This window comes from Pseudochelatococcus lubricantis (assembly GCF_042432495.1).
GTDB classification, from domain to species: Bacteria; Pseudomonadota; Alphaproteobacteria; order Rhizobiales; family Beijerinckiaceae; genus Pseudochelatococcus; species Pseudochelatococcus lubricantis.
On record NZ_JBHLXC010000002.1, the window covers coordinates 1,528,371 to 1,536,799 of the forward strand.

The following is an 8,429-nucleotide window of genomic DNA, read 5'->3' on the forward strand; positions in this document are numbered from 1 at the left end:
CAAGCAGCCGTTTCATTCCGTTTCGCATTTCCCCGGTCGAGTGTCCATTATGTCCGCCTTCAACGCCGCCGCCAGCAACGCCATGTCCTTCGTGCGCCGCGGCCTGCCTGAAAACAGGTGGGCGCAGGCGGCCGTTCTCGTTGCCTTCTGGCTGGCGGGGGAAGGCGCCGTCCGCCTGCTGCCGATACCGCTGCCGGGCAGTCTTCTCGGTCTCACGGCGCTGCTCGTGCTGCTGTCGACCGGCTGGCTGCGGCTGTCGCGCGTGCAGCGCGGGGCGGAGTGCTTCCTGTCGGACATGCTTCTGTTCTTCGTGCCGGCCGTGCTCGCCATCATGGATCACCGCGAGTTCCTGAGCCTGCTCGGCGTGAAGGTGCTTGTCGTCATCCTCGCCAGCACCGTGACCGTGATGATCGTGACCGCGCTGACCGTGGACCTGTCCTACCGCTGGATTTCCCGCCATGAACATCGCGACGCAGTTGTGGAGTGATCCCCTCGCCCGGGCGGCGTTCTGGTCTGTGACGACCATCGTCTTCTACCTGTTCACGAAAGCGCTCTATCGCCGCTGGCCACGCTGGTGGCTGCTGCCGATGGGCTCCACGCCGGCGCTGCTCGTCGTCGCCATGCTTCTGCTCGACGCCAGCTATGCCGACTACATTCGCGGCACGCACTGGCTCATGGCTCTGCTCGGCCCGACGGTCGTCGCTTTCGCGGTGCCGATCTACCAGCGTCGGGCGCTGATCAGGCGTCACTGGCCCGTGCTGGCGCTCGGCATGGTCGTGGGCAGCATGACGGCGCTGGCGTCGTCGTGGGCCATCGCCACGGTGTTGGGGCTTGACGGCGCCCTGCGGCTCAGCCTGCTGCCGCGCTCCATCAGCACGCCATTCGCCATGACGGTGTCGAGCGAGATCGGCGGCATCCCGGACCTGACGGCGGTGTTCGTCGTCGCGACCGGCGTGGCGGGGGCGGCCATCGGCGGCGTCCTGCTGTCATGGCTGCCGCTGCGGTCGAGCATCGCGCGCGGCTCTCTGTTCGGCATGGGTGCGCACGGCGCGGGAACAGCGAGGGCCTACGAGGTCGGCGCGGAGGAAGGTGCCGTCGCCGGCCTCATCATGGTGCTGGTGGGCCTGCTCAACGTCCTCATCGCGCCGGTTCTCGTCCATGCGTTCCAGTGATCGGGAGGCCGACGCGGCCTCCCTTTCTTTCGGCGCCTGGCGTCAGCGCCCTGCTTCCGCCGTCTGCGCGTCCTCGGCCCAGCAGAAGAACTTCGAAGTGTGGCCGATGCCGGGGTTGAAGACGTTGCAGGGGTCGAGGCCGCGGTAGAACGCCTTCAGCGCCGGCTTCGCGTGATAGAGATGCCCGACGTTGTGCTCCGCCGGGTATTCTGCGCCGCGCCCGTCGAGCAGCTTCCACATCCCGTGCTCGATCTGCAGCGGATCGTGCCCCTTCCGGACGATGTAGTCCTGATGGAAGACGTGGCAGAAGAAGTGCCCGTAATAGAGTTTGCTGACGAGCTTGTCCTCGATGTCCGCGGGAAGTTGTTCGAACCAGTCCTGGTCGTTGCGCCGCAGGGCGATGTCGAGTGCGACGATATCCTCGACCGTGCTCCTGTGCGTTTCGCGATAGCGGATCGCGGCGCTCGCCACGGCGAAGCGGTGCAGGAACGCCTTGCGGCCCTCACTGTCGTCGCACTCGAAGAAGTCGCCGTCGTTTGTGGCGAAGAAGGTTTTCAGAAAGTCCCGCGTCCCGTCGGCAGTGTCCAGCGAGACCCGGAGCAGCAGGTGGTGTTCGTAGCGGTCGCGGAATTCCTTCATCCGCGCCGGCAGATGGCCGGGCAGCAGCGACACCGCCGCCTGCAGGACCTTGTCGGTGAAGCCGCGCAGGCCGATGCCCTCGAAGAAGGCGTCCATCCGGCTTTTCAGCGCGAAGGCGCGTGGCATGTATTCCGTCCCCAACCGGTCGATGATCAGGAAGATGTCCTTGCCGTAGGTCTCGCCGATGTCGAAGGCGTCGCGGTGGATGTACTCGCCGGAGACCGGCAGCGTCGAGAAGGCCGTCAGCATGTGGCGGCGCACGCCGGTGAGGCTGCGTGTGTCGTTGGCGCCGATGTAGAAGACCCGGCTCTTCTCCATCGGAAACGTATCGAGCCGCACGGCGAGCAGCGCGAGCTTCCCGGCCGAGCCGGAAGCCTCGAAAAGCCGGCCGGGATCGGCATTGAAGCGCGCCGGCGTGTCGGCATCGACCTGCCGCACGTGATCGCCGTAACCGTGGTCGGATGCGGCGAGCCCGTCGTCGTGAACGATATCTTCCGGGCGGTAATCGCCCTTCTCCAGCCGTTCGAGGATTTCCTCCGGCGCGTCGCCGAGCGCCACGCCGAGATGGTTGACGAGGCCGAGCGCGCCGCTCTCGTCCACCCGCGCATAGAGCGCGAGTTGCGTGAAGGCGGGGCCGCGCCGCACCAGCGCGCCGCCCGAATTGTTGCACACGCCGCCCAGAACCGACGCACCGATGCACGACGAGCCAATGACAGAATGCGGCTCGCGTCCCAGCGGCTTCAGTGTCTTTTCCAGGTTGTCAAGAGTCGCGCCAGGCAGGCAGATGACCTGCCGCCCCTCGTCGATCACCTGAATCCCGGTAAGCCGCTGGGTGCTGATCAGCACGATCTCGCGGTCATAGGTGTTGCCGTCCGGCGTGGAGCCGCCGGTCAGGCCCGTATTGGCTGCCTGCATGAGGACGATCTTGCCGGCCGCGACCGCCGCCTGCAGGACGCGCCACTGCTCGACGAGCGTGCCGGGTCGCACCACCGCGAGGACATCGCCCTCGCCGAAGCGGTAGCCCTTGCGGAAGCGCCGCGTCTGCCGCGCGCCGGTGAGGACGTTGCTGCTGCCGACGATGCTCCCGAACTTTTCCAGAAGCGCCTGGTTGCTGACGGCGGATGTGCTCATGAGACCTTGTCCTGTATCGCCCTTCCGGCACGCGAGGCGCCGGCGCGGCTCAGGCCCGGCGTCCGGCAACGTTTCATCTTTCTGGCACAGCCCGGCCGGCTTGGCCACACGCCCGCGGCAACATTGGAACGTTTTCAGGCAAGGCCGGGAACCGTGCCTGGATCCGCTCCCGTCAGTTCTCGACCTCGACTTCCACCAGAACTGCGTCGTGGCGCCAGTATTCTAGGTCGCAGTCCTTCGCGCGGCCGCTTGCTTCGTGGTTGACGCGCCGCACCAGCAGCGCTGGGCCACCGTTCGCGAGGCGGAGCACCTTGGCGGCATCGTTCCGCACCGCCGTCGGAATGATCTGATACCGCATGCGCCCGTAGTGGAAGCCGTATCTGTCGCGGTACAGCTCCGTCAGCGAGCCCGACAGATCCTGCTCGAACAGATCGGGAAACACGGTGGGGCTGAAATAGTGCTCGACGTAAAGCACCGGCCGGCCGTCGATGGAGCGCACGCGGCGGATGCAGGCGAGTTCCGTTTCCGCTGCAAGCTCCAGCAGTTCCGACACCTGCTGAGGCGCGGGCGTGAGGCGCTTGTCGATGACCCGCGTGCTGGGCCGCCGCCCCTGCTCCACGGCGGACTGTGTGAAATGCCCCCGTGACTGCGGGTTATAGAGAAAGCGCGGCGGCGACACGTACCATCCCCGGTTCGTCTCCCGGTAGATCAGGCCCTCCGCCTCCAGTTGCACGAGACATTCGTGCAACGACACGCGCGGCATCTCGAACTCGTTGCTCAACTCCCGCTCGGAAGGCAGACGCTGCCCCGGTCCGTAGAGCTGCTTCTGAATGCGCTTACGAACTTCAAGCTGTACGGCCCCGAGACGGCCGCGGATTTCACCCCTCACCCCAACTCTGCTCATCAGCAACTCCGGCAGGAAAACGACGACTTGTCATCCGGCATTCAAAGAGCACGACTATAGTCTGCAGGTGGACTAGTCCACATAAAAATATGTCAATCATATCAATAAGTTAAATTTCATATCGCTAACGACCCCCTGCTGGAGTGTTCAATCATGGCAGCATCCCCTCAAGACGCCGCAATCGCGACGCCCGTGAACGCCTTCCTTGTCAGGAAGGGCGAAGAACCGCAAGTTATCGATCTGAACGGAAAGTTTGGCACCGGCTACACTTTTTCCGTCCAGACGTCGAACGGCGATAGCGTGGCGGCCACCGTCGACGCCAACGGCCTCCTGAAGCTTTCGTTCGGCGATTACGGCCATTCCGACATCCGCATCACCGCGACCGCCTCCGACGGCTCGGCGATTGTCGACGATTTCCGCGTCCGCGTTGCGGGCGAGAACGCCTACACCATCGCGGTGATTCCCGACACGCAGGACTACACCGCCAACTACGCTTCCCCGTCGATCTTCAGCCGGATGACGCAGTGGCTGGTCGACAACAAGGAAAGCCTCAACATCCAGTTCGTGACCCACGTCGGCGACGTGACCTATCACAACACGGACGCGGAATGGCAGCGCGCGGAGGAGTCCCTGCGCATCCTGGACGGCAAGCTCCCCTACTCCATCCTGCCCGGCAACCACGACCTCGCCTCCGGCGGCAGCGCGGGTTCGCGCACGCTGGACAACCTCAGCAAGTACTTCACGGTCGCGGAACAGTCGAAGCTCCCGGGTTTCGGCGGCGTCTATGACAAGGAGCCGGAGAGCTTCTGGAACAGCTACCACACCTTCACCGCCCCGGACGGCACGAAGTGGCTCAACCTGTCGCTCGAATTCGGCCCCCGCGATGACGTGCTGCGCTGGGCGGCCGAGGTCATCGAAGGGCATCTCGACCACCGCGTCATCGTCACGACGCATGGCTACATGGCGGGCGACGAGCGCGTCGGCTCCATGACGCCCCAGCTCACCGGCGAGAACGCCGGCCCGGCCTATGGCGTCGGCAACGACGAGCGCGGCTCCTCGGACGGCGACGGCATCTGGGAGAAGCTCGTCAGCAAGTATCCGAACGTCGCCTTCACGTTCTCCGGCCACAACTTCATCGACGGCGCGCAGACGCAGATCAGCTACGGCGCCGGCGGCCAGCCCGTCTTCCAGATGATGGTCAACTACCAGAACGGCGTCGCGGCGGAGACCACCGGCAACGGTAACGAGGCCAATGGCAGCAACGGCGGCAATGGCGCCATCCGCCTGATCACCATCGACCCCGAGAACGACGCCGTCTACACCGAGACCTACTTCACGGAATTCGACGACTATCTCGATGGCTACCGCGGCAAGCCGGAGCTGGATCGCGACGGCCTGACGGGGTATTACGCCGGCCACCAGGAAACCTTCACGGGTGTCGACCTGTCCACGCCGCTGGACGTGCCCGTCGCCAAGGCCGGCAAGGACCTCTTCGTCGAAGCCACCGGCGATGTCGCCCACTTCAGGCTCGATGCCTCCCAGACGATCCTGCCCGCCGACGCCGATGTCAGCTACGTGTGGAAGGACTCCGAGGGCACCGTCGTCGCCACCGGCCGCAACCCCTTCATCTATCAGGAAGCCGGCTCGCGCGTCCTGACCCTTGAGGTGACGGACGCGAACGGCTACACCAGCGCCGACGACGTCCGCGTCACGGTCATCGGCAAGAACACGCTGCTCTCCGACAACTTCAACGACGGCAACACCAACGGCTGGTCCGCGCCGACCGACATCAAGCTCGCGGAACTGGGCGCCCCGTCCGATTTCGGCCTGCCCGAAATGACCGGCGGCGAGGCCGAGATCCTGAAGTTCCCCAAGTACACGAAGCAACAACACCTGCTGTTCAAGCCGGAACTGGCGAACGTGCCGGCAAACGGCCTCGTGACGTCCTACACCTTCGCGTTCGACGTCCTGCTGCCCACCAACTCCGGCGGCTGGTGGTCGCTGTTCCAGACTGACGTCACGAACAACTCCGACGCCGAATTCTACCTGCGCAACGACAACGACGGCACGGGCAGCCTCGGCATCAGCAGCGTCTATCAGGGCGATTTCAAATACGGCTCCTGGCAGCGCGTTGCCTTCACTTTCGAGAAGCAGACGGACAGCAGCTACATCATCAAGAAGTATATCGAGGGCCAGTACGTCGGCCAGCAGACCGACAGCTACCGTGGCGGGCGCTTCGATATCGACCCCACCAAGGGCGTGCTGCTGTTCACCGATGACGACTCGGACACCACCGGCGGCTATATCAACAGCTTCCTGTTCGCCGACCACGCGCTGAGCCAGCAGGAAATCACCTCCTTCGGCAAGGCTTCAGCCGGCGGCATCTCCTCCCAGGCCATTGCCGGCGCGACGCAGTTCGACTTCACGAACGGCAAGCTCAGCGCCACCTTCGGCACCGGCACGCTGAACGTTCCGGACGTCGTCGTCAGCTCTCCGCTGAAGGTCGTGGGTACGGTCAAGTCCGGCGAGACCGACGGCGAGGGCACCCTGAAGGACCTCACCAACGGCGGCACCAACATCCTGGTGTGGAACAACGTCGAGGCGAAGCAGTGGAATGACTACGTCTACGACCTCACGCTGAGGACGAACGACAACTCCGGCCAGATCGGCGTCGTCTTCCGCTATCAGGACCAGAGCAACTACTACCGCGTCACGTTCGACATCAACGGCAACGCCCGCTCGCTCGTCAAGGTGCAGAACGGCCAGACGACTGTTCTGGCGCAGGTCGAGAAGGGCATCGTCATGGATGCCGACGCCGAGCTGCGCGTGGCGGTCATCGGCAACGAGATCCGCGTGCTGCTCGACAACCACGACATCTTCGGCGGCCCCGTCACGGACAGCGCGCCGCTGGCCGGCGGCACCGTTGGCGTCTACTCCTCCGCGCAGGACACGGCGTCGTTCGACAACGTTCTCGTCAACAAGGTCGCTCTCACGGCACATGGCGAGACCGGCGCGCGCGTGCTCGACTCGGATGGCGACGGCAACGTGCAGGTGTCCGTTTCGGCGGTCTCCAGCTTTGGCCCGCGCGAAATCGTCGAGTATCGCTGGGTGCTTGGTGACAAGGTCGTCGCCACCGGCAAGAACGCTGTCGTCACGTTGCCCGTCAATGCCGCCGACATCACGCTTGAGGTCCGCGACGCCGCCGGAAACTGGGCGAGCGACAAGGTCCTGGTCGACATCGCCGCGCAGAAGGATATCCTGCTTCAGGAAGACTTCAGCGCCGGCACGGCCGGTTGGCGCTTCGTCGACGAGGGCGAGTACAATGCGGACGCCAACTGGCGCGTGACGAACGGCGAGCTGGTGCAGGACGCGAACGTGTACTCCCGCCAGTTGACCAGCGGCTGGAACGCCACCTCCTCCAACCTCTGGGATCGTGGCTGGAGCCCGCTGGGCGACGGCGACTACATCCTGCGCAAGGGCACGTACGCGGTCTACGAGGGCGCGGGTGCGAGCCAGTGGCAGGACTACTCCGTCGAAACGCTGCTGAACGTCGGTCAGGGCAAGTCGACCGGTGTCCTGTTCTACTATCAGGATGAAAACAACTACTACAAGCTCGACATCAACAAGGAAAACCAGCTCATCCAGATCACCCGGCTCGTGGACGGTATCGAAACCATCCTCGGCCGGACGGGCGGTCATATCTCCCGGCAGCAGGATACGCTGGTGCGGGTCGATATCGAGGATCACGTCATCACCGTCACCATCGACGGCGAGAAGATCTTCGCCAACGTGATCGAGGATCGCTCCCTCGACCACGGTACCATCGCCCTCTACAACTGGGGCGCGGCGAACGGGCTGTCCTATGACGACGTCAAGGTCGTCAGCCTCAAGGACGTCCCGGTCGACACGACGCCGCCGACGATTGCCGGCATCCGCGCGCTCACCGATGACGTGGGTGCGGACACGGTGGTGTTCGAGGTCACCTTCGACGAGGCCGTGAAGGACGTCGACGCGGCCGACTTCGCGCTCATCGCCACCGGCCTCAAGGACGGCTACGCCATCGACAAGGTCGAGGGCGAGGGCAGCACCTGGACCGTCACCGTCACCGGCGTCGTCGGCCGCGGTTCGCTCGCGCTCGCTCTTGCGCAGGACGTCGCCATCACCGACGCCGCCGGCAACGCCCTTGCCTGGTCGGACGTCTCGGCCGCGCATCAGGTCCTGTCGCCTTATGAGATCGTCAAGAACCAGTTCGGCGGCAACGACATCTACCTCTACGATGCCGACGCACTGGTTGCCGACCTCGGCACGAACGCCATCGACCGCGTGTTCTACGACGGCGAGAAGGCCACCGTCGTCCTGCCCGACAACATCGAGCAGGGCACCCTCCTCGACGCCGCGAAGGACAGCAGCCTCTTCGGCGGCGCGGGCGACAACACGCTCACCGGCAACGCCTTCGACAACGTCATCCGGGGTGGTGCCGGCCGCGACGTCATGACCGGCGGCAAGGGCGCCGATACCTTCCTGTTCGATGCCGCCGACCAGTCCGGCGCGCGCCAGATCGACCTCGTCACCGACTTCAACAT

5 protein-coding genes are annotated in these 8,429 nt (G+C 65.0%); 3 read left to right on the forward strand and 2 right to left on the reverse strand.

Going from position 1 to position 8,429, the window contains the following annotated elements; all coding sequences use genetic code 11:
• Nucleotides 1-49: 49 nt before the first annotated feature.
• A complete protein-coding gene (locus ACFFJ7_RS09780; protein WP_377592034.1) occupies nt 50-487 on the forward strand; it encodes a CidA/LrgA family protein in 438 nt (145 codons plus the stop codon).
• On the forward strand, nt 459-1,172 hold the full coding sequence (locus ACFFJ7_RS09785; protein WP_377592038.1) for an LrgB family protein: 714 nt from the start codon (nt 459-461) through the stop codon (nt 1,170-1,172). Before ACFFJ7_RS09780 ends, ACFFJ7_RS09785 begins: the two co-directional genes overlap by 29 nt.
• A gap of 42 nt (nt 1,173-1,214) precedes the next feature.
• On the opposite strand, the gene dld is transcribed toward ACFFJ7_RS09785, so the two are convergent.
• On the reverse strand, nt 1,215-2,942 hold the full coding sequence (gene dld, locus ACFFJ7_RS09790; protein ID WP_377592040.1) for a D-lactate dehydrogenase: 1,728 nt from the start codon (nt 2,940-2,942) through the stop codon (nt 1,215-1,217).
• A gap of 172 nt (nt 2,943-3,114) precedes the next feature.
• On the reverse strand, nt 3,115-3,846 hold the full coding sequence (locus ACFFJ7_RS09795; protein ID WP_166953328.1) for a UTRA domain-containing protein: 732 nt from the start codon (nt 3,844-3,846) through the stop codon (nt 3,115-3,117).
• 153 nt (nt 3,847-3,999) lie between these two features.
• On the opposite strand from ACFFJ7_RS09795, the gene ACFFJ7_RS09800 reads away from it, so the two are divergent.
• Nucleotides 4,000-8,429: hypothetical protein (locus tag ACFFJ7_RS09800; protein ID WP_377592043.1), on the forward strand; the 4,430-nt coding region annotated here is incomplete at its 3' end.

Excerpts from the sequence above, each read along its gene's own strand:
- ACFFJ7_RS09780 (WP_377592034.1), top strand. The coding sequence starts at position 50 with ATGTCCGCCTTCAACGCCGCCGCCAGCAACGCCATGTCCTTCGTGCGC.
- ACFFJ7_RS09785 (WP_377592038.1), top strand. The coding sequence starts at position 459 with ATGAACATCGCGACGCAGTTGTGGAGTGATCCCCTCGCCCGGGCGGCG.
- dld (WP_377592040.1), bottom strand. The coding sequence starts at position 2,942 with ATGAGCACATCCGCCGTCAGCAACCAGGCGCTTCTGGAAAAGTTCGGG.
- ACFFJ7_RS09795 (WP_166953328.1), bottom strand. The coding sequence starts at position 3,846 with ATGAGCAGAGTTGGGGTGAGGGGTGAAATCCGCGGCCGTCTCGGGGCC.